24 protein-coding genes and 1 tRNA gene are annotated in these 26,758 nt (G+C 61.1%); 7 read left to right on the top strand and 18 right to left on the bottom strand.

From position 1 onward, the window contains the following. The first annotated feature begins 15 nt into the window (after positions 1–15). Together paaZ and HX824_RS04150 are read left to right on the top strand one after the other, a co-directional pair. Positions 16–2,070 (top strand): phenylacetic acid degradation bifunctional protein PaaZ, encoded by a 2,055-nt coding sequence (gene paaZ / locus HX824_RS04145; protein WP_177049391.1) that lies wholly within the window; start codon positions 16–18, stop codon positions 2,068–2,070. A gap of 257 nt (positions 2,071–2,327) precedes the next feature. Further along, positions 2,328–2,879: a GNAT family N-acetyltransferase gene (locus tag HX824_RS04150; protein ID WP_177036940.1), complete on the top strand. Its 552-nt coding sequence runs from the start codon at positions 2,328–2,330 to the stop codon at positions 2,877–2,879. A gap of 2 nt (positions 2,880–2,881) precedes the next feature. Here the strand turns inward: HX824_RS04150 and HX824_RS04155 are convergent, their stop codons facing one another. The 5 genes from HX824_RS04155 to HX824_RS04175 form a co-directional block, all read right to left on the bottom strand. Then, positions 2,882–3,895: a GNAT family N-acetyltransferase gene (locus tag HX824_RS04155; protein WP_177054166.1), complete on the bottom strand. Its 1,014-nt coding sequence runs from the start codon at positions 3,893–3,895 to the stop codon at positions 2,882–2,884. A 14-nt stretch (positions 3,896–3,909) separates the two neighbouring features. Beyond that, on the bottom strand, positions 3,910–4,743 hold the full coding sequence (gene tauD / locus HX824_RS04160) for a taurine dioxygenase (RefSeq protein ID WP_087694292.1): 834 nt from the start codon (positions 4,741–4,743) through the stop codon (positions 3,910–3,912). A 2-nt stretch (positions 4,744–4,745) separates the two neighbouring features. Further along, positions 4,746–5,732 carry a taurine ABC transporter substrate-binding protein gene (gene tauA, locus HX824_RS04165; protein WP_177049395.1) on the bottom strand — a complete coding sequence of 329 codons (987 nt, stop codon included), beginning with the start codon at positions 5,730–5,732 and terminating at the stop codon, positions 4,746–4,748. Positions 5,733–5,897: 165 nt separating this feature from the next. Then, entirely contained in the window at positions 5,898–6,767 is an 870-nt protein-coding gene (locus HX824_RS04170) for an oxaloacetate decarboxylase (protein WP_003208921.1), read from the bottom strand. A gap of 142 nt (positions 6,768–6,909) precedes the next feature. Continuing rightward, positions 6,910–8,037, bottom strand: coding sequence for an alpha/beta hydrolase (locus HX824_RS04175; protein ID WP_177054167.1), 1,128 nt, complete (start codon positions 8,035–8,037; stop codon positions 6,910–6,912). A 163-nt stretch (positions 8,038–8,200) separates the two neighbouring features. Between HX824_RS04175 and HX824_RS04180 the strand changes: the two genes are divergently transcribed. Together HX824_RS04180 and HX824_RS04185 are read left to right on the top strand one after the other, a co-directional pair. Continuing rightward, positions 8,201–9,040 carry an EcsC family protein gene (locus HX824_RS04180; RefSeq protein ID WP_177028828.1) on the top strand — a complete coding sequence of 280 codons (840 nt, stop codon included), beginning with the start codon at positions 8,201–8,203 and terminating at the stop codon, positions 9,038–9,040. Between the two features lie 216 nt (positions 9,041–9,256). Next, the gene (locus HX824_RS04185; RefSeq protein ID WP_177054168.1) at positions 9,257–11,017 is read left to right on the top strand and encodes an EAL domain-containing protein; all 1,761 of its coding nucleotides are present in this window, start codon (positions 9,257–9,259) and stop codon (positions 11,015–11,017) included. Between the two features lie 44 nt (positions 11,018–11,061). On the opposite strand, the gene katG is transcribed toward HX824_RS04185, so the two are convergent. The 6 genes from katG to HX824_RS04215 form a co-directional block, all read right to left on the bottom strand. Further along, positions 11,062–13,332 carry a catalase/peroxidase HPI gene (katG, locus tag HX824_RS04190; protein WP_177054169.1) on the bottom strand — a complete coding sequence of 757 codons (2,271 nt, stop codon included), beginning with the start codon at positions 13,330–13,332 and terminating at the stop codon, positions 11,062–11,064. A 412-nt stretch (positions 13,333–13,744) separates the two neighbouring features. Continuing rightward, positions 13,745–13,820, bottom strand: a tRNA-Gly gene (locus HX824_RS04195). Positions 13,821–13,883: 63 nt separating this feature from the next. Then, on the bottom strand, positions 13,884–14,444 hold the full coding sequence (pgsA, locus tag HX824_RS04200) for a CDP-diacylglycerol--glycerol-3-phosphate 3-phosphatidyltransferase (RefSeq protein WP_003208929.1): 561 nt from the start codon (positions 14,442–14,444) through the stop codon (positions 13,884–13,886). Between the two features lie 32 nt (positions 14,445–14,476). Beyond that, the gene (gene uvrC, locus HX824_RS04205) at positions 14,477–16,315 is read right to left on the bottom strand and encodes an excinuclease ABC subunit UvrC (RefSeq protein WP_023658726.1); all 1,839 of its coding nucleotides are present in this window, start codon (positions 16,313–16,315) and stop codon (positions 14,477–14,479) included. A gap of 1 nt (position 16,316) precedes the next feature. Further along, positions 16,317–16,958 (bottom strand): UvrY/SirA/GacA family response regulator transcription factor, encoded by a 642-nt coding sequence (gene uvrY, locus HX824_RS04210; protein WP_008436066.1) that lies wholly within the window; start codon positions 16,956–16,958, stop codon positions 16,317–16,319. Positions 16,959–17,109: 151 nt separating this feature from the next. Next, positions 17,110–17,475 (bottom strand): helix-turn-helix domain-containing protein, encoded by a 366-nt coding sequence (locus tag HX824_RS04215; RefSeq protein ID WP_032899473.1) that lies wholly within the window; start codon positions 17,473–17,475, stop codon positions 17,110–17,112. Positions 17,476–17,556: 81 nt separating this feature from the next. Here HX824_RS04215 and HX824_RS04220 point away from each other — a divergent pair, with 81 nt between their 5' ends. Continuing rightward, positions 17,557–17,796 carry a DNA-binding protein gene (locus HX824_RS04220; protein WP_008436063.1) on the top strand — a complete coding sequence of 80 codons (240 nt, stop codon included), beginning with the start codon at positions 17,557–17,559 and terminating at the stop codon, positions 17,794–17,796. Between the two features lie 64 nt (positions 17,797–17,860). Here HX824_RS04220 and HX824_RS04225 read toward each other — a convergent pair whose 3' ends face one another. Together HX824_RS04225 and HX824_RS04230 are read right to left on the bottom strand one after the other, a co-directional pair. After that, entirely contained in the window at positions 17,861–18,295 is a 435-nt protein-coding gene (locus tag HX824_RS04225) for a GNAT family N-acetyltransferase (protein ID WP_008436062.1), read from the bottom strand. A gap of 13 nt (positions 18,296–18,308) precedes the next feature. Continuing rightward, positions 18,309–19,061, bottom strand: coding sequence for a carbon-nitrogen hydrolase family protein (locus HX824_RS04230; RefSeq protein ID WP_177054170.1), 753 nt, complete (start codon positions 19,059–19,061; stop codon positions 18,309–18,311). Positions 19,062–19,206: 145 nt separating this feature from the next. Between HX824_RS04230 and HX824_RS32480 the strand changes: the two genes are divergently transcribed. Together HX824_RS32480 and HX824_RS04235 are read left to right on the top strand one after the other, a co-directional pair. After that, complete coding sequence (locus HX824_RS32480; RefSeq protein WP_003208942.1) at positions 19,207–19,341, top strand: hypothetical protein; 135 nt, start codon at positions 19,207–19,209, stop codon at positions 19,339–19,341. Between the two features lie 338 nt (positions 19,342–19,679). Further along, a complete protein-coding gene (locus tag HX824_RS04235) occupies positions 19,680–20,756 on the top strand; it encodes a 3-deoxy-7-phosphoheptulonate synthase (protein ID WP_177054171.1) in 1,077 nt (358 codons plus the stop codon). Positions 20,757–20,881: 125 nt separating this feature from the next. On the opposite strand, the gene HX824_RS04240 is transcribed toward HX824_RS04235, so the two are convergent. The 5 genes from HX824_RS04240 to HX824_RS04260 form a co-directional block, all read right to left on the bottom strand. Further along, on the bottom strand, positions 20,882–21,580 hold the full coding sequence (locus tag HX824_RS04240) for an NAD(P)H-dependent oxidoreductase (RefSeq protein ID WP_177020177.1): 699 nt from the start codon (positions 21,578–21,580) through the stop codon (positions 20,882–20,884). Between the two features lie 9 nt (positions 21,581–21,589). Further along, on the bottom strand, positions 21,590–23,209 hold the full coding sequence (locus HX824_RS04245) for an ABC transporter ATP-binding protein (protein ID WP_177054172.1): 1,620 nt from the start codon (positions 23,207–23,209) through the stop codon (positions 21,590–21,592). A 2-nt stretch (positions 23,210–23,211) separates the two neighbouring features. Beyond that, the gene (locus HX824_RS04250) at positions 23,212–24,039 is read right to left on the bottom strand and encodes an ABC transporter permease (protein ID WP_003208948.1); all 828 of its coding nucleotides are present in this window, start codon (positions 24,037–24,039) and stop codon (positions 23,212–23,214) included. A 3-nt stretch (positions 24,040–24,042) separates the two neighbouring features. After that, positions 24,043–25,002 carry an ABC transporter permease gene (locus HX824_RS04255; RefSeq protein WP_177054173.1) on the bottom strand — a complete coding sequence of 320 codons (960 nt, stop codon included), beginning with the start codon at positions 25,000–25,002 and terminating at the stop codon, positions 24,043–24,045. 165 nt (positions 25,003–25,167) lie between these two features. After that, a complete protein-coding gene (locus HX824_RS04260; RefSeq protein WP_177054174.1) occupies positions 25,168–26,754 on the bottom strand; it encodes an ABC transporter substrate-binding protein in 1,587 nt (528 codons plus the stop codon). Positions 26,755–26,758: the final 4 nt, after the last annotated feature.

Consider the following 26,758-nt stretch of genomic DNA (forward strand, 5'->3'; position numbering starts at 1 on the left):
CCCGGAGGAATCGTGATGTCTCACGCCCCTACCCTGCAAAGTTTTATCGCTGGCCGCTGGATCGGCCAACACGGCGCCCAGGTGCTGCGCAGCGCCATTGACGGCCACGAGCTGGCACGCACTCACGAGGAGCGCCCGGACTTCGCCGAAGCCATCGAACACGGGCGCCGCCAGGGTGTCAGCGGGCTGATGGCCCTGGATTTCCAGCAGCGGGCCCAGCGCCTCAAGGCCATCGCGCTGTACCTGAGCGAGCGCAAGGAACAGCTCTACGCCCTCTCCCACCACAGCGGCGCGACCCGTGCCGACAGCTGGATCGATATCGAAGGCGGCAACAGCACGCTGTTCACCTACGCCAGCCTGGGCTCGCGGGAATTGCCGTCGGGCAATATCGTCCACGAAGGCCCGGCGATGCAGCTGAGCAAGCTCGGCAGCTTTGCCGGCACCCATATCCTGGTGCCTCGTGGCGGCCTCGTGGTGCACATCAACGCGTTCAACTTCCCGATCTGGGGCATGCTGGAAAAATTCGCCCCGAGTTTCCTGGCGGGCATGCCATGCATCGTCAAGCCGGCCAGCGCCACCAGCTACCTGACCGAAGCCGTGGTGCGCCTGATGGACGAATCCGGCCTGCTGCCACCCGGCAGCCTGCAACTGGTGATCGGCAGCACCGGCGACTTGCTCGACCGCCTGCAAGGCCAGGACGTGGTGACCTTCACCGGCTCAGCCGACACCGCCGCCAAGCTGCGGGTCAACCCGAACCTGATCCGCAACTCGGTGCCGTTCAACGCCGAGGCCGACTCGCTGAACTGCGCGATCCTCGCCCCGGACGTAAGCCCGGACGACGAAGAGTTCGAGCTGTTCATCAAGGAAGTCGCCCGGGAAATGACCACCAAGGCCGGGCAGAAATGCACCGCCATTCGCCGCGCCATCGTGCCGGCCAAACATATCGACGCCGTCGCCACCCGCCTGCGGGACCGCCTGAAAAAAGTTGTGGTGGGCGACCCGTCGGTGGAAGGCGTGCGCATGGGCGCACTGGCCTCCCACGACCAGCAGAAAGACGTGGCCGAACGCCTGGAAAGCCTGTTGCAGAGCAGCGACATGCTGTTCGGCGCCCGCGACGGCTTTGAACCCCGCGGTGAAAACGTCAGCCAGGGCGCGTTCTTCGCCCCGACCCTGCTGCAAGCCCGCGACCCGCATGCGGAAGGCGGCGCCCACGACATCGAGGCCTTCGGCCCGGTCAGCACGCTGATGGCCTACGACGACCTCGACGAAGCCCTGGCCCTGGCCGCACGCGGCAAAGGCAGCCTCGTCGCGAGCCTGATCACCAAAGACCCGCAGATCGCTGCCAAAGCCATCCCGGTGGCTGCCGCGTGGCACGGCCGCCTGCTGGTGCTCGACCGCGAATCCGCCGCCGAATCCACCGGCCACGGCTCGCCCCTGCCGCAACTCAAGCACGGCGGCCCGGGCCGCGCCGGTGGCGGCGAAGAACTCGGCGGCTTGCGCGCCGTGAAACACTACCTGCAACGCGCAGCAGTACAGGGCTCACCGACCATGCTGGCGGCGGTCACCCGCGAGTACGTACGCGGCGCCAAGGTCATCGAGACCGAAGTGCACCCGTTCCGCCGCTTCTTCCAGGACCTGCAGATTGGCGAATCGCTGCTGACCCACCGCCGCACCGTCACCGAGGCCGACCTGGTGAACTTCGGCTGCCTGTCGGGCGATCACTTCTACATGCACTTCGATGACATCGCCGCCAAGGAATCGCAATTCGGCAAACGCATTGCCCATGGTTACTTTGTGCTGTCGGCGGCGGCCGGGCTGTTTGTGTCTCCGGCACCGGGGCCGGTGCTGGCGAACTACGGGCTGGACACCCTGCGGTTTATCAACCCGGTGGGCATTGGCGACACCATCCAGGCGCGGCTGACCTGCAAGCGCAAGATCGACCAGGGCAAGAAGAGCCCCCAGGGCATTCCGCAAGGCGTGGTGGCGTGGGATGTGGAGGTGACCAACCAGTTGGGTGAGCTGGTGGCCAGTTATGACATCTTGACGTTGGTGGTCAAACGCGAGGAGTGAGTGCTGAGACCAATGTGGGAGCTGTCGAGCCCCGGCGAGGCTGCGATGGGATCACCGCGCCGTACCTGCCAGACCGCGGCGCCTGCACCGCAGCCTCGCTGGGGCTCGACAGCTCCCACAGTTGGTCTCAGTTGATCTCAGTTGATCAGGAGCGTGTATTCGTATCCCGTGACGCCCTGCGTCACCACTGAACAGATTGATTTTTTATTCCGCACGACACACCTTAGCGAATCTTTTTCCAAAAGGTGACGCCCGCAGTGTCCGATTTTCCGACGCTCAAAACCGAACGCCTGACCCTCAGAGAACTTACACAGGAGGATGCGGTGGGGTTGTTTGCGATTCATAGCGACGCTGAAGCAATGAAGTGGTTCGGTGCCGACCCAATTACCGAGCCTCATCAAGCGGAGCAACTGATCGAGCTGTTTGCCAGTTGGCGCACCTCACCCAATCCGGGGATTCGCTGGGGGATTGAAGACATAGCCACGGCAGCGCTGATCGGTACCTGTGGTTTCTTCAAATGGAATCGTATGTGGCGCAGTTGTGCCATCGGGTTTGAGATGGCGCAATCGGCACAGGGACAGGGGCTCATGAAGGAGGCGGTTTACGCCGCCCTTCGATGGGCGTTCCAGCACATGGAACTCAACAGGATCGAGGCGCTGGTTCATCCTGACAACGCTCGGTCACTGAACCTGCTTGAGAAAGCCGGGTTCGTGCGTGAAGGAACGTTGAGGCAGGCGGGTTACTGGAACGCAGCTCATCAAGACCTGGTTCAGCTTTCGCTGCTGCGTGGGGAGTGTGAGTACCTTTAGTGTCAGCGCGCGGTCCGGCGGTAAACCAGCGTATCGCGTACGCCGAAGTACTCGCAGCGCCGCGCACCTTGAAGGGTTTCCACCCATTCAAACCCCGTTGCCTCAGCCAGTCGTTGACTGGATATGTTCGCCGAAGAAGTGGTCAGGCGCAGTGTGTGCCCGCTCAACTGCGAAACCAGAGCGGTCAATGCCTCCCTCATCAGCCCATGACCGGCGTGTGCCTGATTGCCCCAATAGCCAACTTCGTAGCTGTGAATCTCATCGGCCAGCGGCAGCAGGCCGATACAGCCCACCAATGCCTGGGGATCGTCGCGAGATAACAGGAAATACCGTTTCTCCCCGACAGGCGCATCGAAGTCTTTTGCCGCGCGCTGCAGGCTTTCCTGCGTGTCCTCCCGCGTCCAGTGCGGCTTGCTCCATACGAGAAACCGGCGGTGCAGTGCGTAACTGGCGTTCAAGGCATCGGCGAGTTTTTCAGCGAGCGCCACATCAGGCGCAACCAGGGTCATCCGGTCAGTTTGCAGGGTTGTGGGCAGCGGCGCCTGCTGTTCAATGGTTTGCACCCACACGAATCCTTCGTCTTCACTGGGTGGCTCGAGCATGCTGAACACGCTTTTCAGCGCGTCCTCCGGCACCTTTTTGTCGGCATTGCGTTGGGCATTTCGCGATAACGCCAGCTCCAGCGGTGCGCTCACCAGGATGCCGATCACCGGGACTGCATAGTCCCTCGCGATGGACAGCAACTCCTCCCGATGACGCCGCGCCGGCAAAGCAGCATCGAAGACGATTGCGCCGTGCCCCAATCGCTCAAGGTTTTCCGCCACCCAGCGAGACTTGCCCGCCCCCTGCACGCCCATGACCACGTACACATGAGTGCCCTTTGCCGCCTGTGACAGCTCGTGCCTCAACCGCGCATACGCGAGCTGCCATGCCTGTCGATTTCGTTCAGGCGTGAATTCCCTGCCGAACTCGGTTTCCAGATAGTCGTCAGGGTTGATCACCAAGGGCAAGTCCATCGACCGATCCTCCATCAAAAAGGCACGTCACCCAAAATCGTCGCGCGGTGCATCACCCGCCTTTGCGGTCGGTAATCATCAATCGCGTAATGCTGGGTAATGCGGTTATCCCAGAACGCTACATCATTCGCCTTCCATCGCCAACGCACGGTGAATTCCGGACGGCTCACGTGGCTGAACAATAACCGCAACAACGCATCACTTTCCGCCGCCTCAAGCTCATTGATCCGCGTGGTAAAGCCTTCATTCACAAACAACGCCTTGCGCCCGGTGGCAGGATGCGTCCTGACCACCGGGTGTGACAGCGGCGGGTGATCCTTCCGGGCTTTTTCGTAGCGCGCCAATGCTTCGGGCGTGCTGCCGAAGCGCTCGGTGGGAAATGATTTGGTCAATTCGTGGGTGGCGGTCAGGCCGTCGAGCAGTTGCCTGACGGGGGCCGATAACCCTTCAAACGCAGCCACGCCATTGGCCCACAACGTATCCCCGCCGAACGCAGGCACTTGCCTGGCCGCCAACACGGAGCCCATCGCCGGTGCGGCGAGGAAGGTCACATCGGTGTGCCAGATGGCGTTGTCGCGGACATCGGTCACGGCGGTGTCGATCAGCAGCAGTTCCGGGTGCCGGTCAACGTGCGGGTAAATCGGATGCCGGTGCAAATCACCAAACCGCGCGGCAAATGCCACGTGCTGCCCGGGGGTAATGGCCTGGTTACGGAAGAACAACACCTGGTGCTGCAGCAGTGCTTGCTCCACCCAGTCGTGTTGTTGATCCGTCAGAGGCAGGGCCATATCCAGCCCCTCAACCTCCGCGCCGATGGTAGGGCCAAGGGGATGAAGCGTCAGGCCCATGATTATTCTCCGATGAACTTGTCGCTGACGAAGGCGGAATAGTCAGGCAGGACCTTTTCGATTTTTCCCTGCTCTTTCAGAAATTCGGCGGTCTTGCCGATTTCCCTGGCGGTGCCACCGGCGAGGTATTGCGCGCTTTTTTGTTCGGCGGCCGTCGGGAACGACGAGCCTTCGAGCAGCTCGGGAATGTCCGCAGCGTTGGCGCCTGTGAGTCGGGCGATGCTCTTCACGGGGGCAGAATCAGCGGTCCAGTCTTTTTTATGCGCGGCGTAATCGGCAATCGCCGCCAGGCTGACCCTGGCAAAATCGGCAACGACCTGCGGATTCTTTTCAGCGAAATCCTTGCGCGCTACCCACACCTCAAAGGTCGGGGCGCCCCAGTTGGAAACTTCGGCAGCATCCGTGAGGATCTTGCCGGTCTTGCGGATTTCACCCAGGGCAGGCGACCAGGTAAACGCCCCGTCGATATCGCCGCGGGCCCAGGCGGCGGTGATTTGTGCCGGTGTCAGGTTGACGATGTTGACTTTGCGCGGGTCCAGGTTCCAGTGCTTCAGCGCGCCCAGCAGGCTGTAATGGGAGGTCGACACAAAGGGCACGGCGATGGTTTTGCCGATCAGGTCATCAGGGGTCTTGATCCCGCTGCCGTCGCGAACCACCAGGGCCTCGGAACTGCGAATCTGCGCGCTGACAATGAACGCCACCAGCGGCATGTTTCGCGAAGCCGCCGCGGCCAACGGGCTGGAACCCAGGTTGCCGATCTGCACATCACCGGAAGCCATCGCGGCCAGGACGGCCGGGCCCGCGTCGAATCTGCGCCAATCGATCTTCTGGCCGATACCTTTTTCATATTCGCCATCGGCGATGGCGCGTTTGATCGGGTCGATGCCGTTGATGTAGCCGATGGTGAGGTCAGCGGATTGAGCGCTTAGGGAGAGGACAGCGAGGCCCACGGCCGAGAGGAGGTTGCGGGCCAGTTTCAGCGTGTTCATTTTTATAGATTCCTGAGCGGATAAGACTTGAACAGCGCGGACTCCGGCTCTCCAAGGGTCAACTCAGTTAGATGATATTGATCTATAAAAAATAAAATAAATAATTTTATGGAATTAGCTTAGAGCTTCTGCAGGAGCGATCAAGCTCGCTCCTGCAGGGTCATGTCACTCTTGAACATCCATGAACTCTTTGGCCCAGCTCACGTAGGTGTCGGGGAACGTGTAGGTGTGGGTCAGTTCGCTGGCGGTCAGGTTTGACGTGCTGCGCGTCAGGTTGCGCTGTTCGCGAAGGCTGTCGTAGGTGGCCTTGATCGAGGCGAAGTACGCGCCGTGCCCGGCAACCACAATCCGCACACCCAATTTGGCCAGGCGTTCGTTGTCATTGAGATGCGGGTTGGCGTAGGTCACCAGCATCAACGGCACCGTCAGGCCTTCGGCGATCTGTTCAAGGTGGTCGAAGTCACGGACACCCACCATGCAGATGCCGTCTGCGCCAGCCTCTTGATACGCCTTGGTGCGATGGATAACGTCTTCCACCGGCAATACGGCGGCGTTGGTCCGGGCGATGATCGAAAGCTGCGGATCGACCCGGGCCTCCAGGGCCGCCTTGACCTTGCCCACGCCCTCTTCCGTGCTGATGAGGTCGGTGGATTTGCGCCCGAACTGCGCGGGCAGCAGGGTATCTTCAATGGTCAGCGCCGAGACGCCAGCACGCTCCAGTTCCTGGACGGTGCGCATCACGTTCAGTGCATTTCCGTAGCCGTGGTCGGCGTCGGCGATCACCGGAAGCTGCGCCACCCGGCCGATGCGGGTGGCCTGCTCGACGAACTCACTCAGGGTAATCAGCGCGAAGTCCGGTGCAGCCAGGACCTGTAATGACGCCACCGAGCCTCCCAGGATGCCGACTTCGAAGCCCAGGTCTGCAGCGATCCTGGCGGACATCGGGTCGAACACCGAGGCGGTGTGAAAGCAGTGTTGGGAGGCCAGCAGCTCGCGAAACGAGCGCCGTAGATCCTGGTGGGAAATTTTCGACATGTTCACTCCTCACTGTCGCCGTATACGCGGGAACGACCAGTGCCAATTCAAAAGTAAGGCTAGCGTATCACGCCGGAAAAAGATGGTTGATGACGTTTGAGAAACTTATACATCACGCTTGGCGGGGGGAAGCCCGCCGCCATTACTTCAACCGTCCCGCCTCACCCAGCCAGGTTGACGCGCCCTGTCGCAACCATTCGGTGGCGGCGGGATTGTGTTTGACCCGGCTATCCAGGAACGCCACACCCATGGCCTGAATCGCGGCCACCTGCTTGGGGTCCGGCGCCGGTTCGCCCGCCATCGGGCCGCCGCCGCCAGGTTTGGCGCCGTGCTTGTGCCCTCGCCCCTTGGGCGCGTCGCCAGACGAAGCACTGCCCTTGTCGGTCCTTTTCGCCGGCCGGCTGAACAGCTCGCTCCCGGACAAGGTCTTGTGCGTCGCACTGTTCAACTCCAGCTGAACACTGCCCGCCGCTGTCACCGACTCGCCCAACACCTCTCGCTGACGGTAAGAGCTGACCCAGTTGAACGGATCTTCATCCTGCTGGCCGGTCATCGACAGCACGGGCGCCGTTATCCGGGCAAACACGTCCGGCCGGGCATCGGCGTCCACATAAGGGCTGAGCAGCAACACCGCCTTGGGTTGAATCCCGACGCCCGGGGTGGCCCCGGGCTCCAGCGCCCCGGCGAGTGCCTCAGCGGTCTGCGCGCCAAAATCAAAGCCGGCCACCACCACCTGGTTCCAGTCGATGGCCGCCAGTTGCGCGTCGCCTTTGGCGGCCCGTGCCCGAACTTCGCTCAGGACTTTCTGCAAGGTCGACAGCCTGTCACGCAGGGCGGCGGCGGAGTAATGACTGCTCGCCATCCCGCGAAAGTCGCCATATAACGCCTGCTGCGAGGCAAAGATCGACTGATCATGGGCGGGTTCCTGAACCGACAACACCGCATAACCGGCCTGCGCCCAAGCCTTGCGCCACGCCACCCCGCCCGAGGCCGGCTCACCCAAACCCGGCAAGTAGATAATCAGCGGCAGGCGCTCATGGGTCACCGGTGCCAGCCACGCAACGTTCACCGATTGCTTGTCGAGCTGCCAGGTCGCGCCCCAGCCGGACGTTTCATAATGGGACGGTTGATACGCGGTGCTCAGTTCCTTGTTGACCCGCTCGCTGAATTCGGCCCGCGGGTTTGGCGGATCGCCCGCACACCCCGCAATCAATCCCAGGCTGCCCACCAGGGCGCTCACCGCCAGCCAGTACCGAGGTTGAAGGTTCATTCGATTCACACCGCCGTTCAGTTCAAGGTAACTGGCAGCCTAACCGACCCGCCGGCGAACGCAGCACCCGCGCAGGTAAAGAATGGGTAAAGCGTGACGGCACGATGGCCCTCTTCGCGGGTCTTTGTTTTATCAAAGCCGGAAAAATTTCAAGGAGACGCCTGTGAGCATCAGCGACAATCCCGAGGACTATCAGGATCTCAAGCGGGCCGTCGGTTTGTTGGAGTCACCCTCCCTGACGGCCAGGCTGTCCGGCATGATCGGCTCCCCGATTGAAAGCGCGGTAAAGGCATTGCCGGGGGTGGTTTCCAAACGGATCAATGGCGCGGTGGCGGCAGCGCTGCATTCATCCGCCGGCGCGGCGCTGAAAAGCCTGGACAACAGTCCGAGAAAACCGGCCTCGACCCGGCTGCACAAGGCTTTTGCGGCCACCTCGGGCGCCATCGGCGGGGCCTTCGGTTTCGCGGCGCTGTTTATCGAGCTGCCGATCTCCACCACCATCATGATGCGCGCGGTCGCCGACGTGGCGCGCAGCGAGGGTTTCGACCTGGGCGACTTTTCGACCAAACAAGCCTGCATCGAGGTGTTTGCCATGGGTGGCACCAGCCAGGCCGACGATGCAACGGAGACCGGTTACTACATGACCCGCAGCTTCACCACCCAGGCCATGCAACAACTGTCCAAGGAACTGGCGGGGATCGCCGCCAAGCAGGGCTCCAAGGCCATCAGCAGCTTGTCCCCGGGCCAAGCCGGGAAATGGCTGGCGATCCTCATCGATAAAGTCGCGACACGTTTTGGCTTTACCATTTCCAGCAAGTTCGCAGCCCAGGCCGTTCCGGTGATGGGCGCCTTTACCGGGGCGACGATCAATACGCTGTTCACCCACTTCTACCAGGACATGGCGCGGGGGCACTTCATCGTGAAACGGCTGGAAGAGAAATATGGTTTTGAGCCCATCAAGGATGCATACATGGCCATCAAGGCGGCGCCCCGGGTGAACTAGAAGCGCGGAAATGCCGGAAAAATTTTTAATGCCGTGCATCCACTTCGCTGCCTCGCGCGTACATTCATCCGCAGGGCGCAAGAATTAGGGAGATACGCAGGAAGAGATCACCCGGACGCCATACCCTTGAGCTATCTGATGAATAGAAAAACAACATCATAATGATGGCACTGTCTGATACCTTGTTGTACGAACATAACCACTTTGAGGATTGTCATGGGCGAAGGCGCTCCTATTCCGCCGAATGAAATTGAACGGCTAAAAGAGGTCGCGAAATTTTGTCCAACCGACAGCGATAGTGATGATGTATTTGAAAAGATCGTCGAGATGGCGTCTGCCTATTACAACGCCCCCATCGCACTGATTTCAATTGTCGATAAACACCGGCAATGGTTCAGGGCACGGGTGGGAATTACAGAAACGCAGACACCGCGAGAAGTGTCTTTTTGCGCCTACTCTACCCTGGACAACGCCCTGCTGGAGGTGTCGGACGCAACGCTGGATGCCCGCTTCAAAGACAATCCCCTGGTCACGGGGCCGCCGCATATTCGTTATTACGCGGGCGCGCCATTGATCACGGAGGATGGCTTTACCCTGGGAAGTCTCTGCATCATTGATACTGTCCCCCGCCCTCCCATGAGCGAGCGTGACAGTGCAATGCTCAACGACTTTGCCGAGCTGGTCATGATGCGCATACAGGGCATGCGGTCCCGCAACTTCGTAGACCAACCGACTGGGCTATTCAATCGACTCAGGCTTGAGGAAGATATACGTCAAGCGCTTAAGCTTGAAAACGCGTGCCATGTGTACGCAGTTGACATTATCTCGCCGAAGTTTCTCAACGATATTGTAAAGGCCCTGGGCTACAGCTTTGCCGGAGACCTGGTTCTGGCGATCAAATCTCGCCTGCAAAACCTGTTACCCGCGCAGTGCCTGCTTTACAAAATCAGCCCGACGCGGTTTGGCTTCATCCTAGAGGAGAATCAAACCACCGAGCACATCTGCGAAAGTATTCTCAAGGACTTCAAAAAGCCTGTTGAATGCCACGGCATCCCCATCCTCATGCAAGTCGGGATTGGCGTGCTGCCCATTCACCATTCCGGCCCGCAAGACTGGCTACGCCTGCTGGTGAGTGCGGCAGATGAGGCACGTGACCGCAAGCTGGGCTGGTCTCTTTATGAACCCCAGTTTGATGCAGCTCAACAACGCGCGTTCATGTTGCTGAGTTCGTTGCCGGAAGCGGTCAGCTGCGACAAACAGTTCAGCCTGGTGTATCAGCCCAAAGTCAAACTGCCCTCGGGAAGCTGTGATTCGGTAGAGGCATTGCTACGCTGGACCCATCCGTTGCTTGGCCCCATCAGCCCTGCCGAGTTCATCCCCCTGGCCGAAAAAACCGCGTTGATACCGTCCGTTGGATTATGGGTGCTCAAGGCAATCATCCGGCAAGCCGCAGCCTGGAAAGCACAAGGCGTGCGCCTGCGAATAGCGATGAACATTACCGTCAGCGATCTGGAAAGCTCCGAGTTCGTGGACGCGATGATTCATGAGCTTCACCGGCACGACCTTGACCCTGCCGACTTTGAACTTGAGTTTACCGAAAGCATGTTGATGACCAACCCTGAGGAAGTCATCCGGCAACTGCAGCGCGTTCGGCAGATTGGCATAGAAGTCGCGGTTGATGATTTCGGCACGGGCTACAGTAACTGGGCGTACCTGAAGGAACTGCCGGCCACTACCGTCAAGCTGGATCAATCATTGATCAGCGGGCTGGGCAGCAATCAAAATGACAAGCAGTTGGTTAAAACCCTGATAGGCCTGGCGAAAGGGCTCGGCTACCGAGTCGTTGCCGAAGGCGTAGAAAACCAGGAAATCCTCGACCTCTTGATACAGTGGGGATGTTCCGAAGCGCAGGGCTACCTGATAGCAAAGCCCATGACCGCAACGGACCTGGAAACCTGGATAAGCCCAGGCCGCTAGCGAACAGGCCCACAGCGTGGGCCTGTAAACGTCAGGCGCCAGTGTCAGGCCAGTTCAAAGCGATCCAGATTCATCACCTTGGTCCAGGCCGCCACGAAGTCCTCGACGAACTTCTCCTCGGCGTCGGCACTGCCATAGACTTCGGACAGCGCCCTCAACTGGGCATGCGAACCAAACACCAGGTCGACCCGGGTGCCCGTCCACTTGACGGCACCGGTCTTGCGGTCATGCGCCTCAAAGGTATCGTGGGTGCCGGTGACTGGCTTCCATTCAACGCCCATGTCCAGCAGGTTCCTGAAGAAGTCATTGGTCAGGGTTCCCGGGCGCTCGGTGAACACCCCGTGCTTGCTTTCCCCGACATTTAGACCCAAGACCCGCAGTCCGCCCAACAGCACCGTCATTTCGGGTGCGGTCAATGTCAGCAGTTGCGCCTTGTCGATCAGCAACGCTTCGGCAGACACCTTGTAGTGCCCCTTCTGGTAGTTGCGAAAGCCATCGGCGACCGGTTCAAGGAAACCGAACGACTCGACATCCGTCTGCTCTTGGGAAGCATCCGTGCGCCCTGCCGTGAAAGGCACCGTGGTCTGGCGGCCGGCATTTTTTGCCGCCAACTCAACTCCCACGCTGCCCGCCAGCACGATCAGATCGGCCAGGGAAATCCTTTTGCCTCCCGTCTGTGCGCCATTGAAGTCGCCCTGAATAGCTTCGAGACGCTTCAGTACGCCCGACAGTTGCTCAGGCTGGTTGACCGCCCAGTCCTTCTGCGGAGCCAGGCGCAGGCGCCCGCCATTGGCTCCCCCGCGTTTATCGGAGCCGCGGAAGGTGGACGCCGCTGCCCATGCCGTCGAAACCAGCTGCGAGACCGTCAGCCCCGCGGCGAGAATCTTTTGCTTGAGCGCCGCCACATCCTGCTCATCCACCAGTGGATGATCGACCGCAGGAATCGGGTCCTGCCACAGCAACTCTTCCGCGGGGGTTTCCGGGCCGAGATAACGCGCAAGCGGACCCATGTCGCGGTGGGTAAGCTTGAACCAGGCACGGGCAAAGGCGTCTGCCAGTTGGTCCGGGTTGGCCAGGAAACGTCGGGAGATCTGTTCGTACGCCGGATCGAAACGCAGCGCCAGGTCCGAGGTCAGCATGCTCGGCGCATGCCGCCTGCCGGCGTCATGGGCATCCGGAACCTTGCCGGCCCCGGCACCGTTCTTCGGTGTCCACTGATGGGCGCCCGCCGGGCTCCTGGTCAGTTCCCATTCAAAGCCGAAGAGGTTTTCGAGGTACTCATTGCTCCATCTTGTCGGCGTCGAAGTCCATGTCACCTCCAGCCCGCTGGTGATGGTGTCACCGCCCTTGCCGCTGCCGAAGCTGTTTTTCCAGCCCAGCCCCTGCTCTTCCAGGCCAGCCGCTTCCGGTTCCGGGCCGACGTTATCCGCCGGACCTGCGCCGTGGGTCTTGCCGAAGGCGTGACCGCCGGCGATCAGGGCTACGGTCTCTTCATCATTCATCGCCATGCGACCGAAGGTTTCACGGATATCCTTCGCCGAGGCGACCGGATCCGGAACACCTTCAGGCCCTTCCGGGTTCACGTAGATCAAGCCCATCTGCACAGCGGCGAGGGGATTTTCCAGGTTGCGCTCACCGCCCCCGGTGCGGCTTTCTTCGTTGCCATGGTTCTGCGGCTCAGCCACCAACGGACCATCACCCGGCTGCTGCATTTTCTTTTGCACGCCGTAACGCTCTTCTCCCCCCAGCCACGTGGTCTCGGCGCCCCAGTAAACGTCCTCGTCCGGCTCCCAGACATCCGGGCGACCGCCGGAGAACCCGAAGGTCTTGAACCCCATGGATTCCAGCGCAACGTTACCGGTGAGTACGATCAAATCGGCCCAGGAAATCCGCCGGCCGTACTTTTGCTTGACCGGCCAGATCAGGCGACGGGCCTTATCCAGGCTGACGTTGTCAGGCCAGCTGTTGAGCGGTGCAAAGCGCTGCTGACCGGAACCGGCACCGCCGCGACCGTCGGCGGTACGGTAGGTCCCGGCGCTGTGCCAGGCCATGCGAATGAACAGCGGGCCGTAATGGCCAAAGTCCGCAGGCCACCAGTCCTGGGATTGCGTCATGACATCGCGCAAATCCTGCTTGACCGCTTCGAAGTCAAGGCTCTGGAACGCCTTGGCGTAATCGAAGCCATGACCCATGGGGTCGCTGAGGGAGGAATGCTGATGCAGGATCTTCAGGTTCAGTTGCTGGGGCCACCAGTCTCGGTTCGTGGTGCCGCCACCCGCAGCGTGGTTGAAAGGGCATTTCGATTCAGTTGACATGCTTGGCACACCTTTTAGTCATGTTCATCCGTACCATCGCGCCACTGGCGCACCTCAGACATTGATGGCTGAGTGCTGAGATTAGCTTCGATCGCGGAAAACTCTAATAGTCAGAACGTTATCGCTTGATAGGCAGCCTCTTTGCGTTGAAGCCATCTTTACCTGCGGATCGGGCGTGCAGAATGGCCATTCACTTCAGAGAGAGGCCGGGTGAACGTCTATAGGAAGGCGACTACCGATGCGTGTGAGAAATGGCAACCCTACAAATCCGAGTTCGTCGAAGAGTAGATAGCGCACCGGAGCCTGCGGGCGCCAAGCGTCTCGCAGAAAAGAAAAAAGACGCCGAAGCGTCTATTCCTTAAATTACAGGCAAAAAAAAAGCCACTCTATTGAGTGGCTTTTTCTTTGTGTTTGGAGCGGGAAACGAGACTCGAACTCGCGACCCCGACCTTGGCAAGGTCGTGCTCTACCAACTGAGCTATTCCCGCGTCTTGGTGATGCGCATTCTATAGAATCCTCATCACCCGTCAACCCCTTGATTCAAAAAAGTTTTATTTCTTTTCAACCTCAGTGCGCAGATGCGGCCAGGCGGCGCGCAAATATTGCAGCATGGACCACAAGGTCAGCCCCGCGGCGATCAGCAGCAAGGCGTAGCCCAGCAATACCCAGAAGGAGAAATCCGATGGGTTGGCCAGCAGGATCACCAGGGCAAGCATCTGCGCCGCGGTTTTCCACTTGCCCATGTTGGACACGGCCACGTGGGCTCGGGCGCCGATTTCGGCCATCCACTCCCGCAGGGCGGAGACCACGATCTCGCGACCGATGATCACGGCCGCCGGCAACGTCAGCCACAGGTTGCCGTGTTCCTGCACCAGCAGCACCAGGGCGACCGCTACCATCAGTTTGTCGGCCACCGGGTCCAGGAACGCGCCAAACGGCGTGCTCTGTTCCAGGCGACGGGCCAGGTAACCGTCCAGCCAGTCGGTGGCGGCTGCGAAGGCAAACACCGAACTGGATGCCATGTAGCTCCATTCGTACGGCAGGTAAAACAGCAATATGAAAATCGGTATGAGCAGGACGCGTAGTACGGTGATCAGATTAGGGATATTCATCGGCACAACTGGCTACGAGGTGAGAAGGCATTCTACTCGCTGTGCAGATTTGCATAAATCAACTCTGCGAGCTTTTTACTGATACCGGGAGCTTTGGCTATTTCTTCGATGCTGGCACGGGACAGCTCCTGCAAGCCACCAAAATGTTTTAACAAGTCCCGCCGCCGTGTCGGCCCGACCCCTGCCACCCCTTCCAGGGTTGAGGTACGCCGGGTTTTGCCACGTCGGGCACGGTGGCCGGTGATGGCGAAACGGTGGGCTTCGTCGCGGATCTGCTGGATAAGGTGCAGCGCCGGGGAGTCGCCCTTCAAGGTGAACTCATGGGCTGCATCATTCAAGTACAAGGTTTCAAAACCGGCCTTGCGGGTGGCCCCCTTGGCCACGCCGAGCAGGATCAGGTCGGGCACTGCCAGTTCGTTGAGCACGTCGCGGGCCATGGACAGTTGGCCCTTGCCACCATCCACCAGCAGGATATCCGGCAGCTTGCCCTCGCCGTCCTTCAGTTTGCTGAAGCGGCGGGTCAGGGCCTGGTGCATGGCGGCATAGTCATCGCCCGGGGTGACGCCTTCGATGTTGTAGCGCCGGTAATCGGACTTGATCGGCCCTTCCGGCCCGAACACCACGCAGGAAGCCACGGTGGCCTCGCCGCTGGAGTGGCTGATGTCGTAGCACTCCAGGCGCTGGGGCGGCTCGTCGAGCTTGAGCACTTCGGCCAGGGCGTCAAATCGCGCGGCGACGTGCTGGCGGTTGGCCAGGCGTGCGCCCAGGGCCTGTTCGGCGTTGGTCACGGCCAACTGCTGCCAGCGCGCACGGGTGCCGCGCACGCGGTGGCTGATGTCCAGCTCGCGGCCACGCAGTTCGTGAATCGCTTCGATCAGCGCCGGGAAGTCCTCGTGCACCACGTTGACGATCAGTTCGCTCGGCAGGTCGCGCTCGGGGCTGCTGACGTAGTACTGGCCGAGGAACGCCGCCATGACTTCGGCGACCTCCTCTTCTATACCGGTCTGGGGGAAGAAGTTCTTGCTGCCCAGCACCCGGCCGCCGCGCACGCTGATCAGGTGCACACAGGCGCCGCCCGGGTTGACGAAGGCGGCGATGACGTCGACGTCACCGGTGCCGCCCTCCATGCTCTGCTGGTCCTGTACGCGACGCAGCAGGGAGATCTGGTCGCGTAGCTCTGCGGCGCGCTCAAAATCCAGGGTGCTGGCCGCTTGCTCCATGGCGCCGGACAGCTCATCGGCCAGGGCATTGCTGCGGCCTTCGAGGAACATCACCGAGTGACGCACGTCCTCGGCGTATTCCGCAGGCTCAACCAGGCCCACGCACGGCGCCTTGCAGCGCTTGATCTGGTACTGCAGGCACGGGCGGTTGCGGTTCTTGTAGAAACTGTCTTCGCACTGGCGCACGAAAAACGCCTTTTGCAGCAGGCTCAGGCTTTCGCGGATGGCGCCGGCGCTGGGGTAAGGCCCGAAGTACTTGCCCTTCTGCTTCTTGGCGCCGCGATGGATGCTCAGGCGCGGAAAGTCGCCGTCCGAGAGAAACACGTACGGGTAGGACTTATCGTCACGCAGCAGGATGTTGTAGGGCGGCCGCCATTCCTTGATCAGCGTCTGCTCAAGCAGCAGCGCCTCGGTTTCATTGGCGGTGATGGTGGTTTCCACCTGGGCGATACGCGCCACCAGCGCCGCGGTCTTCGGCGCCAGGCCCGTCTTGCGGAAGTAACTCGCCAGGCGGCTTTTCAGGTTCTTGGCTTTACCGACGTAGAGCAGGCGCGCTTCGCTGTCGAACATGCGATACACGCCAGGACGGCCACTGCAGGTTGCAAGGAACGCACTCGGATCGAACAGCACTTTAATTTCAGAGGCTGTCATTTCAGGCGCTGGCGTCTACCATGCCGTGGCGTACCGCCAGCAGGGTCAATTCAACATCACTGCTGATGGAAAGCTTTTCGAAAATCCGATAACGGTAGGTGTTTACGGTTTTCGGCGACAGGCACAGCTTGTCGGAGATCGACTGGACTTTTTGACAGCCGACAATCATCAGGGCGATCTGGATTTCCCGCTCCGACAGCGCATCGAACGGCGAGTCGCTGGTGGGCTGGAACGACTTGATCGCCAACTGCTGGGCAATCTGCGGGCTGATGTAGCGTTGGCCGGCGAATACCAGGCGGATAGCCTGGACCATCTCGGCCAATCCCGCGCCCTTTGTCAGATAGCCGGCAGCGCCCGCCTGTAGAAGCCGTGTAGGAAAAGGATCTTCCTCGCACACGGTCACTACCACGACTTTGATATCCGGATGGCTGCGCAACAACTTCGTAGTGGCGCCAAGACCGCCGATCCCGGGCATCTTGACGTCCATCAAAACCACATCGGGCTTCAACTCCCGGGCCTTGATCAGGGATTCCTCCCCTGACTCGGCCTGGCCGACTACTTGCAGGCCATCGATGTCAGCCAGCATTCGTGTAATGCCTGTACGAACGAGATCATGGTCATCGACTACTAGCACCCTAATCAAGCAGACACCTCGCGATATGGTCTTATAGGTTGCTGAACACCTTAGCAAAAAACCACGGCGCAGACCTAGCTGCAAGCGTCATATATATAGAGTTTCAATGCACAACGGGCCGCCGCCGAATGGCGGACGGCTCAATTTCCTGGGTAAAAGGTCAGGAATCCGGGGCCGATGACCGGTTTTTTCCATTGGTGGTGAGTGAATGCTCGGCCAGGGTAGAAGTCAGGCGATGGATTGCGTCCTGGTCTTCCTTGAACATCGCACGGTAGTTCCCCAGCACTTTCTCCTCGACCTGGCTCAGGTTTTCAAGTTGGGTCGGCGTTGGATTGCCGGTCAACACGTACAGGATATCGACACCTCTTTCTGCCACGCGGGACAAGTAATCAGCCTTTGGCGCGCGTCCGCCATTTTCATATTTACCCTGTGCGTTCGCCTCTACACCTCCTATTTCACCAAAAGTTTTCTGCGACAGGCCAAGCCGCTCTCTTTCTTGCCTTAACCGGAAACCGATTCCACTCATTTGGATGTATGATCCTATTTGGCACACCCCTAGAGGTGACACACTCATCTCGTTTTACACAAACTTGAACGGTTTTGAACTATGCCCGGTATTCGCACTGCTGCACAAGCCAAGGCCTGGCTGGAACATCAAGGTAAGTCTGTTCAAGCGTTCGCCCGGGAACATGGCGTGGACCCGGCAACCACCTATCAAGTGCTCGCTGGGCGCAAAAAGGGACGACGTGGAGAAGCCCACAAGGTGGCGGTCCTGTTGGGCATGAAGGACGGAATCATCCCGGTTGAGGGCGAAACCGTGAGACAAGAGCAGGAAGTCATTTCTTGAAGTGAGTATGCGCTTATTAAAACCAAGTGCCTGTTTTCCTCGAACTGGCAGTACTCGCACCCGATCACGGCCGGCAATTGCGCTCCATGCGCCAGAAGCAATCCTCCGCTCCAACGATTTCCAGGCCCTTGCGCTGATAGAGCCTTCGCGCCGGGTTGGTCTTGAAAACGGTCAACCGTAAAAGACCCAGCCCTTGCGCGCGCGCCTTGTACACCATCTGCTCGATAACCCAGCCGCCAGCCCCTTGATGACGAAACGCCTCAAGGATGTGCAATTCGCGGATATACAGTGCCTTGGGGTCACGACTGATGCTGATGAAACCCAGCACCTCGTTATCGCGACAGATCAGCCAGTTTTCTCGTCCGGCCCAGGCGGTATCGAAACCGGCATCGGACCACGACAAGTCGTATTGGCGATAATAATTACCCATGGCCTGGTGGGTCAGGGTCCGGGCGAAGGCCAGGTGTTGGCTGGTCGCGGCCTGCAGTTGAAACGCCATGTGCCTGAACTCCCTAGATTGCCACCTGTTCTCCCTGCCACTGGCCGCCGGTGTCGCGTCGTGCAATCACCAGCGTATCGCCTACACCCGGGCTAGCCGCGATCAAACCACCGTCGGCGCCCCAGATTGCGCTGCGCCCGGCGCAGGCCCAGCCACCGGATGGACCGCCGTGGTTGGCCATCAGCACCAGCATCCGGTGCTCGGCGGCATAGCCCTGTAGCAAGGCGGTGTCCGGCGCGTAGCCGCCTTCGCTGATCAGCACACCCGCAGCGTAGATGTTCGCCCCGTCCTCGGCAGCCTGTCGAGGGTGGCTGGCGTGGGAAAAATCCGCGCATACCGCCAGGGCGATCCGGTCGTCCCCCCATTCAAGGGCCGCCCCGCCCTGCCCCGCAGCAAACGCCACGTCTTCACCGGGATGCAGATGCTGCTTGGTATAGACCGCCACCGAGCCATCCGGCCCCAGCACCAGCGCACCGATCAACACCTCACTGGCGCCCCCCAGGCGAATCGGCATGCCCACCACCGCGGTGATGCGCAACTCACGGGCCATCTCCCGCAGCGGCGCCAGCGCTTCATCGCCGGGCGCGATCGCCAGCCCGGCGGCCAGTGACGGTTCATAGCCGGTCAGGGACAGTTCCGGAAACACCAGCAACTGCACGCCGTGCTCCGCCGCCACGCGCATGAAAGCCAAGTGACGCGCGATATTTCCGGGTACGTCGCCCGCAATGGAAATGGATTGGGCAGCAGCAATCGTCAAGGCCGTCATGGTCGCATCCAGGCAATCATCGTGAAGTCCGTGCAGCATATCGACACTTGGGTCATAGCCGTAAGTACCCAACCTCAATAGAAATTACTGATTGAATCCACCCGCTCGCCTCAGTTAAGCTCCCCCCATCATTTGGAGACACACCATGTTGCAACTCACCCACACTCAGGTTTGCCCTGCTGCCAGCGCCCAGCGCTCGGTCGTGGCTGCCCGCGTGAGCGGTTTGAGCGCACTGGTCAGCTTTTATTTTGGGTATTGGTTTAGCCACTGGCGCGCCTGATACCTGAAATCGGCGCCCACTACTCAAGGGGTCGCCTACCAGAGAAATCTAACCCCCGGTCGGCTCCCCGACCGGGGGTTTTGTTTTTTCAGCCCTTATTATTTTTGCCACACACCGAACACTTAAAGGACTCACGCCATGAACTACGCCACCTATTACCGCTACGACACCTCCACCGCCTGGCGATTTAGCAAGCTCCGTTCGGGACAGCCTGCCGCCTCCGATCGGTCACCTATTGGTGGCAAGCCAGCACACGTAGCCAATACGGCCAATTGTCGAACACCCCAGTAGGGCAGAGCGTGCGGGAACAGCCCGCCGCTTGCCCAGGAAGCCCGAATATGAACGCCTCGATCGCCGCTCTGCCTGTTTCCACCCTGTCCTGCGCCAATGAAGCGCTGACCCAGCGTTTGCCCAGTGCCCTTGAGCTCAAGCACCAACTGCCCCTGAGCCCATTCCTCAACGAACAGATCCACGCCCATCGCCAAGCCGTGCGCGCCATTCTCCAGGGCGAAGACTCACGCCTGCTGGTGATCGTCGGCCCGTGCTCGATCCACGACCCGGAATCGGCCATGGAATACGCGCGCAACCTGAAAAAACTGGCCCATGAAGTCAGTGACCAGATGCTGCTGGTGATCCGCGCCTACGTCGAAAAACCCCGCACCACCATCGGCTGGAAAGGCCTGGCGTACGACCCGCGCCTGGATGGCAGTGATGACATGGCCGCCGGCCTGACCCTGTCCCGGGAACTGATGCGTGAAATGCTGCGCCTGGGCCTGCCGGTGGCCACCGAGCTGCTGCAACCGATGGCTGCCGGCTACTTCGATGACCTGCTGAGCTGGGTCGCCATTGGCGCGCGCACCACCGAATCGCAGATCCACCGCGAAATGGCCAGCGGCCTCGGCATGCCCGTCGGCTTCAAGAACGGCACCGACGGCGGCGTGGCCATCGCCTGTGACGCCATGCGCTCCGCCGCTCACCCGCACCGTCACTTCGGTGTCGACAGCCAGGGCCATCCGGCGATCATCCAGACCCCGGGCAACCCCGACACTCACCTCGTGTTGCGCGGCGGCCATCGTGGGCCGAACTACGATCGCCAGAGCGTGGCCCAGGTTCACGCCGACCTTGCCAAGAGCAAAGTCGCGCCGCGGATCATGGTCGACTGCAGCCACGCCAACAGCGGCAAAGACCCGCTGCGCCAACCGGCGGTGTTCAACGACGTGCTGGAGCAGCGCCTGCAGGGCGACACCTCGCTGATCGGCATGATGATCGAGAGCCACCTGTTCGAAGGCTGCCAGCCATTGAGCCCGTCGATGAAATACGGCGTGTCGATCACCGATGGCTGCCTGGGCTGGGACGGCACGGAACAGCTGCTACGCAGCGCTGCCGAACGGTTGCGGGCACACAATCGCGCCTGACAAATGAAGACCAAATGTGGGAGCGGGCTTGCTCGCGAATGCGGTGGTTCAGCCAGCACATGCATCAACTGGCACACCGCTTTCGCGAGCAAGCCCGCTCCCACACTGGATCTTCATTCACTTGACTAAAGTGGATAAAGAGCCTCATCAAACTGCGCCAACTTCGGAAACACCAACGGCTGGTCATCCGCCAGCCCTTCCAATCGCTGCTGGTAACTGTGCAGGAAAGTCTGCCGGGCCTCGGCGCTGATATACGGCACATGCCACGCCACAAACGGCTCCAGCACCTCAAACCCGACATACGCCAGCGTGCCACGCAGGATCGGCCGCAGCATGTCCTCCAACGGCCCGTGAATCGCACCCTCGCCAAACATATGCTCGCGCCCGCCGAGGGTCACCGTGACCAGCGCTTTCTTGCCGGCGAGCCCGCCCTGATCATAAAACCGCTTGCCGCCGTAGCACACGCCCGACACCAGCACCCGGTCAATCCAGCCCTTGAGCATCGCGGGCGCCGAGAACCAGAAGATCGGGAAATTGAGGATCAGCAGATCGGCCCACAGCAGCTTGTCCAACTCCTGCTGGATATCCGCCGCGATGGATTGGCTTTTCACCCCCAGGCGCTGCTCCAGGGCATACACCAGATAGTCGGGGTTCTCCCGCGAGGTGAAGTCCGAGGCGCTGGCTACGGGATTCCAGTTCATCGCGTACAAATCACTGACCTGCACCTCATGTCCCTGCGCTTGCAGGGTAGCCGTGGCCTGGTCACGCAAGGCCGCGGTAAACGACTGCGGCTCGGGATGGGCGTGGACAATCAACACCTTCATAAAAACTCCTCAAGAAGTAAGCGCGGCCCGTTCGGCCAGCAAATGGTCGAGCCAGTCGGGGTCCATTTCCGGCTCCGATGAAAACAGCAGGCCGGTGTAGTCCTGATACGGCGGGGTGAAGATCGCGCTGCGGCTGCCCTGGTCCACCACCCTGCCCCGCTGCATCACCACCACTTCGTCGGCGATGGCGCGCACCGTGGCCACGTCGTGGGTGATAAACAGGTAGGCCACGCCCAACTGTTGCTGGATACGGTTGAGCAGCTTCAGCACGCCTTCGGCCACCAATTGATCCAGGGCCGAGGTCACTTCATCGCAGATGATCAATTGCGGATCGGCCGCCAAAGCGCGGGCGATGCAAATCCGCTGCTTCTGGCCGCCGGACAGCTCACGGGGCTGACGCTCCATGAAGGTGGCCGGATCCAGCTCGATCATCTCCAGCAACTCGGCGACCCGGGCACGCATGGCCTTGCCCTTGAGGCCGAGGTAGAAGGTCAGTGGCCGGCCAATGATGTCGACGATGCGCTGGCGCGGGTTCAGCGCGGTATCGGGGATCTGGTAGATCATCTGGATCCGTCGCAACTGCTCCTTGCTGCGCCGACGAAAGTCCGCCGGCAACGCTTCACCGTCATACAGCACCTGCCCCGCCGTAGCCGGCAGCAACCCGGTAATCAAGCGTGCGGTGGAGCTTTTGCCGCTGCCGGACTCACCGATCACCGCCAACGTCTGGCCGCGATGCAAGCTCATCGACACGTCATGCAGCACCGGCTGATGCCCATAGCTGGCGCACACCTGGCGCACTTCCAGCAACGGCACCTGCTGCTGCGGGCAAGCCTTGGGCTCGGTGCGAAAGCTGCGCACCGCCCACAGGGACTTGGTGTAGTCCTGCTGCGGTGCGCTGAGCATGGTGCGGGTCTCGGCCTCCTCCACCAGTTTGCCGTGACGCAGCACCATGATGCGGTCGGCCATCTGCGCAACCACCGCCAGGTCATGGCTGATATACAGCGCGGCACTGCCGAAGGTTTTCACCGCATCGCGAATCGCCGCCAGCACTTCGATCTGGGTGGTGACGTCGAGGGCGGTGGTGGGTTCGTCGAAGATGATCAGGTCCGGGTGACAGGCCATCGCCATGGCGGTCATCACCCGTTGCAGTTGCCCGCCGGAGACCTGGTGCGGATAACGCTGGCCGATGGTTTCCGGATTGGGCAGGCGCAGCACGCGGTACAACTCCACCGCCTCGCGTTCAGCCTGGGCGCGGCTGATGCCACCGTTGATCACGGCGGTTTCCACATGCTGGTCAATCAGCCGGTGGGCCGGGTTGAACGACGCGGCAGCGCTTTGCGCCACGTAGGCAATCCGCAGTCCTCGAAGCTTGCGCAAGGCTTCGGGTTTGGCCTGCAACAGTTGAATGCCGTCAAAGCACACCGAGCCACCGGTGATGCGACAACCGTCGCGGGCAAAGCCCATGGCCGCCAGGCCCAGGGTTGATTTACCCGCGCCAGACTCACCAATCAGCCCCAGTACCTCACCCCGTTGCAACGTCAGGTCGATACCCTTGATCAACGGATGCCAGGCGTCTTCGTAATGCCCTTCAATCTGCAGGTTGCGGATTTCCAGCAGTGGCTTGTCCATCCTCAACACTCCTTCAGGCCGCTGGATTTATGCAGCATCCAGTCGACGACAAAATTCACGCTGACGGTGATCAACGCCACCGCCAGGGCCGGCAGCAACGGGCTGATGTCGCCGAAGGTAATCAGCACCGCATTGTCGCGGACCATGCTGCCCCAATCGGCGGTGGGTGGTTGAATGCCCAGGCCAAGGAACGACAGCGCGCTGATAAACAGGAACACGAAACAGAACCGCAGGCCGAACTCGGCAATCAATGGCGCGGCGGCATTGGGCAGCACTTCGCGGGTGACCAGCCACCACAGCCCTTCCCCACGCAGCCGGGCGGCTTCGACGAAGTCCTGCACCACCACGGTCATCGCCACGGCCCGCGACAGGCGAAACACCCGGGTCGAATCCAGCAGTGCAATCACCAGCACCAGCGAGGTGGCATTGGTGCCCACCACGCTGAGAATCAGCAAGGCGAAGATCAGCTGCGGGATCGCCATCAGGATATCCACCACCCGCGACAATCCCTGGTCGACCCAGCCGCCCTTGATCGCGGCTATCAAGCCGCTCAAACCGCCCAGCAAAAACGCCAGCACCGTCGTCAAAAAAGCGATGCCCAGGGTGTTGCGCGCGCCATACACCAGGCGGCTGAACATGTCCCGCCCAAGGTTATCGGTGCCCAGCAGGAACTGGCCGCTCCAGGGCGCAAACCCGTCACCCACCACCTGGGTTTCCCCGTAAGGTGCGAGCACCGGCGCAAATAACGCCACCAGCACGTACAGCACGATGACCAGCAGGCCGAACTTCGCGCTCAATGGCGCCCGGGCCAGTTGTGTGAGAAGGCTCATGGTCTACCCCTTGGGATGCATCAGGCGTGGGTTGGTGGCGATGGACAGCACATCGGCGCCGGTATTGAGCAGGATGTAGGTGGCGGCAAAGATCAGGCTGCACGCCTGCACCACCGGGATATCGCGCTTGGACACCGAGTCCACCAGCAACTGGCCGAGGCCCGGGTAGACAAACACCACCTCCACCACCACTACGCCCACCACCAGGTACGCGAGGTTGAGCGCGATCACGTTGACGATCGGCGCCAGGGCATTGGGCAGTGCGTGGCGCCAGATAATCCGCGACTGGCTGATGCCCTTGAGCCGGGCCATTTCGATATACGGGCTGGCCAGCAGGTTGATCAGCGAGGCGCGGGTCATGCACATCATCTGCGCGATCACCACCAGGCTCAGGGTGGCCACCGGCAACACCGAACGTTCGAGAATGGTGGCGAATGAGGCATCCGGCGCCAGGTTGGACAGGCTGGGAAACCAGCCCAGCTTGACCGAAAACACCAGGATCAGCAGGTAGGCGACGAAGAACTCCGGGAACGACACCGCACTCAGGGCCGAGGTGTTGAGCAGGCGGTCGAACCAGCTGTTGCGGTACAGCGCGGCGAGCATCCCCAGCACCAGCGCCAGGGGCACCGAGACCAACGCCGCCAGTGCCGCGAGGCGCAAGGTGTTGCCCAGGCGTGCGCCGATCAGTTCAGCGATGGGCCGCTGGTTGGCCAGGGAAGCGCCGAGGTCGCCGTGCAGGAGACGCAGCAGCCATTGCACGAACCGGCTCAGGGGCGGCAGGTCCAGGCCCAGTTGGGCGCGAAAGGCGGCGATGGTTTCCGGCGTGGCGGACTGGCCGAGCATGGCCTGGGCGATATCACCGGGGAGCATGCCGACCGCCAGGAAGATGATCACCGAGACGGCGAACAACGACAGCAGGCCGAGAGCGAGACGTTGGAGTACCAGTTTGAATAGGCTATTCATGTTCGGTTCTCATGAGTTGGGCATGTGCTCGAAGGCGACACAGGACCAATGTGGCAGCGGGCTTGCTCGCGAAAGCGGTGTGTCAGCCAATACAGATAGAGACTGACCCACCGCATTCGCGAGCAAGCCCGCTCCCACATTTGATTTGTGGCGTATCTGAAATCTTCACGCCTGCCACCACCGCTCGATCAGCCGCAACCCATCCAGTTCCCCATACGGCGCCGTCAGCGGTCCATGGCTGACGCGGTTCGAGCGGGCCGCCACGGAGCTGGCGAACAACGGCACAATCGCACCGCCGTCGTCCCGGCACAGGCTCTGCATTTCGTTGTACATCTCCTGGCGCAGCGGCGCGTTCATCTCGCCTCGTGCTGCATTGAGCAACTGGTTGAAGCGGTCGTTATCCCAATGGGTTTCGTTCCACGCCGCGCCCTTGGCGTAGCCGATGCTGAACATGCGGTCGGCAGTCAGGCTGCTGTACCAGAACGAGGTGGTGAACGGCTGCTTCATCCAGATATTGGAGAAATAGCCATCCGCCGGCTCGCGCACCACGTCGATATCAATCCCGGCCTGGCGTGCCTGCTCCTTGAACAGCACCGAAGCATCCACCGCGCCGGTGTAGGCGGCATCGGAAGCTTGCAGGCGCACCTTCAGCGCCTCCACACCGGCCTTGCGCAGGTAGAATCGCGACTTGTCCGGGTCGTAGGTGCGCTGCTCCAGATCGGCGTTGATGAAACGGCTGCCGGGCTGGATCGGATGGTCGTTGCCCACCAGGCCATAGCCATGCAGCACCGAGGCCAGCAGGGTTTCGCGGTTGATCGCATGCTTCATCGCCATGCGGATGTCGTTGTTCTTGAACTCGTTGCTGTCGCACAACATCGGGAAGGTGTAGTGCTGGGCGCCCTTGGTTTCTTCGATGACCAGCGTGGGATTGCGCTTGAGCAAGGCCACGGTTTTCAGGTCGACCTTGTTGATCACGTCGACTTGCCCGGTGACCAGCGCATTGACCCGCGCTGCGCCGTCGGCAATCGCCAACAGCTCGGCGCTGGCGAAGTGTGCCCTGCCCGGCTTCCAGTAATCAGGGTTGCGCTCCAGGTCCATGCGTACGCCCGGCTCGAAGCTTTTCAGGCGATAACCGCTGGTGCCGATCCCGGCCTGCCAGTCGGCGGCGCCGTCCTTGGCGGGCATGATCACCAGGTGGTAATCGGCGACCACATAGGCGAAATCGGCATTGCCCGAGTGCAATTCGAACACCACTGCATCGCTGCCCTTGGCGCTGACACTGGCCACATCGCCGATCACCGTCTTGGCCGCCGAGGTGGAGTTGGCTGCCAGGTGATGGTTGATCGAGGCCACCACGTCGTCAGCGGTCAGGCTTTTGCCGTTATGGAAGGTCACGCCCTGGCGCAGCTTGAAGGTCCAGGTGCGCGCGTCGGGCGTCGACTCGAAGCTTTCGGCCAATTCGGGGATGGCGCTGCCGTCCACCGCGATTTCCGTGAGAGTGTTGTACACCGCCGAAAAGCCGACGAAGGTGAAGGTGTCGACCCAGGATCCCGGGTCGCGGGAGTCGGTGGTGCTGCCGCCGGCCAGGCCCATGCGCAGCACGCCGCCCGGCTTGGGCGTGGCCTCCTCGGCAAAGGCCTGCAGCGGCAGGCCCATGGAAAACGCGGCGGCCACGGCACCGGCTACGGCGCTGTGCTTGAGGAAGTCCCGCCGGTGCATCGCTTGAGTCATTTTGTTGTTGTTTTCGCTCATGGTG

Origin of the sequence: Pseudomonas sp. D4002 (assembly GCF_013385665.1) — a bacterium.
Taxonomy (GTDB): domain Bacteria; phylum Pseudomonadota; class Gammaproteobacteria; order Pseudomonadales; family Pseudomonadaceae; genus Aquipseudomonas.

What these genes read in the sequence shown, in the direction of transcription:
- paaZ (WP_177049391.1), top strand. Translation starts at nt 16, where the DNA reads ATGTCTCACGCCCCTACCCTGCAAAGTTTTATCGCTGGCCGCTGGATC.
- HX824_RS04155 (WP_177054166.1), bottom strand. Translation starts at nt 3,895, where the DNA reads ATGGACTTGCCCTTGGTGATCAACCCTGACGACTATCTGGAAACCGAG.
- tauD (WP_087694292.1), bottom strand. Translation starts at nt 4,743, where the DNA reads ATGGGCCTGACGCTTCATCCCCTTGGCCCTACCATCGGCGCGGAGGTT.
- tauA (WP_177049395.1), bottom strand. Translation starts at nt 5,732, where the DNA reads ATGAACACGCTGAAACTGGCCCGCAACCTCCTCTCGGCCGTGGGCCTC.
- HX824_RS04170 (WP_003208921.1), bottom strand. Translation starts at nt 6,767, where the DNA reads ATGTCGAAAATTTCCCACCAGGATCTACGGCGCTCGTTTCGCGAGCTG.
- HX824_RS04175 (WP_177054167.1), bottom strand. Translation starts at nt 8,037, where the DNA reads ATGAACCTTCAACCTCGGTACTGGCTGGCGGTGAGCGCCCTGGTGGGC.
- HX824_RS04185 (WP_177054168.1), top strand. Translation starts at nt 9,257, where the DNA reads ATGGGCGAAGGCGCTCCTATTCCGCCGAATGAAATTGAACGGCTAAAA.
- katG (WP_177054169.1), bottom strand. Translation starts at nt 13,332, where the DNA reads ATGTCAACTGAATCGAAATGCCCTTTCAACCACGCTGCGGGTGGCGGC.
- pgsA (WP_003208929.1), bottom strand. Translation starts at nt 14,444, where the DNA reads ATGAATATCCCTAATCTGATCACCGTACTACGCGTCCTGCTCATACCG.
- uvrC (WP_023658726.1), bottom strand. Translation starts at nt 16,315, where the DNA reads ATGACAGCCTCTGAAATTAAAGTGCTGTTCGATCCGAGTGCGTTCCTT.
- HX824_RS04215 (WP_032899473.1), bottom strand. Translation starts at nt 17,475, where the DNA reads ATGAGTGGAATCGGTTTCCGGTTAAGGCAAGAAAGAGAGCGGCTTGGC.
- HX824_RS04220 (WP_008436063.1), top strand. Translation starts at nt 17,557, where the DNA reads ATGCCCGGTATTCGCACTGCTGCACAAGCCAAGGCCTGGCTGGAACAT.
- HX824_RS04225 (WP_008436062.1), bottom strand. Translation starts at nt 18,295, where the DNA reads ATGGCGTTTCAACTGCAGGCCGCGACCAGCCAACACCTGGCCTTCGCC.
- HX824_RS04230 (WP_177054170.1), bottom strand. Translation starts at nt 19,061, where the DNA reads ATGACGGCCTTGACGATTGCTGCTGCCCAATCCATTTCCATTGCGGGC.
- HX824_RS32480 (WP_003208942.1), top strand. Translation starts at nt 19,207, where the DNA reads ATGTTGCAACTCACCCACACTCAGGTTTGCCCTGCTGCCAGCGCCCAG.
- HX824_RS04235 (WP_177054171.1), top strand. Translation starts at nt 19,680, where the DNA reads ATGAACGCCTCGATCGCCGCTCTGCCTGTTTCCACCCTGTCCTGCGCC.
- HX824_RS04240 (WP_177020177.1), bottom strand. Translation starts at nt 21,580, where the DNA reads ATGAAGGTGTTGATTGTCCACGCCCATCCCGAGCCGCAGTCGTTTACC.
- HX824_RS04245 (WP_177054172.1), bottom strand. Translation starts at nt 23,209, where the DNA reads ATGGACAAGCCACTGCTGGAAATCCGCAACCTGCAGATTGAAGGGCAT.
- HX824_RS04250 (WP_003208948.1), bottom strand. Translation starts at nt 24,039, where the DNA reads ATGAGCCTTCTCACACAACTGGCCCGGGCGCCATTGAGCGCGAAGTTC.
- HX824_RS04255 (WP_177054173.1), bottom strand. Translation starts at nt 25,002, where the DNA reads ATGAATAGCCTATTCAAACTGGTACTCCAACGTCTCGCTCTCGGCCTG.
- HX824_RS04260 (WP_177054174.1), bottom strand. Translation starts at nt 26,754, where the DNA reads ATGAGCGAAAACAACAACAAAATGACTCAAGCGATGCACCGGCGGGAC.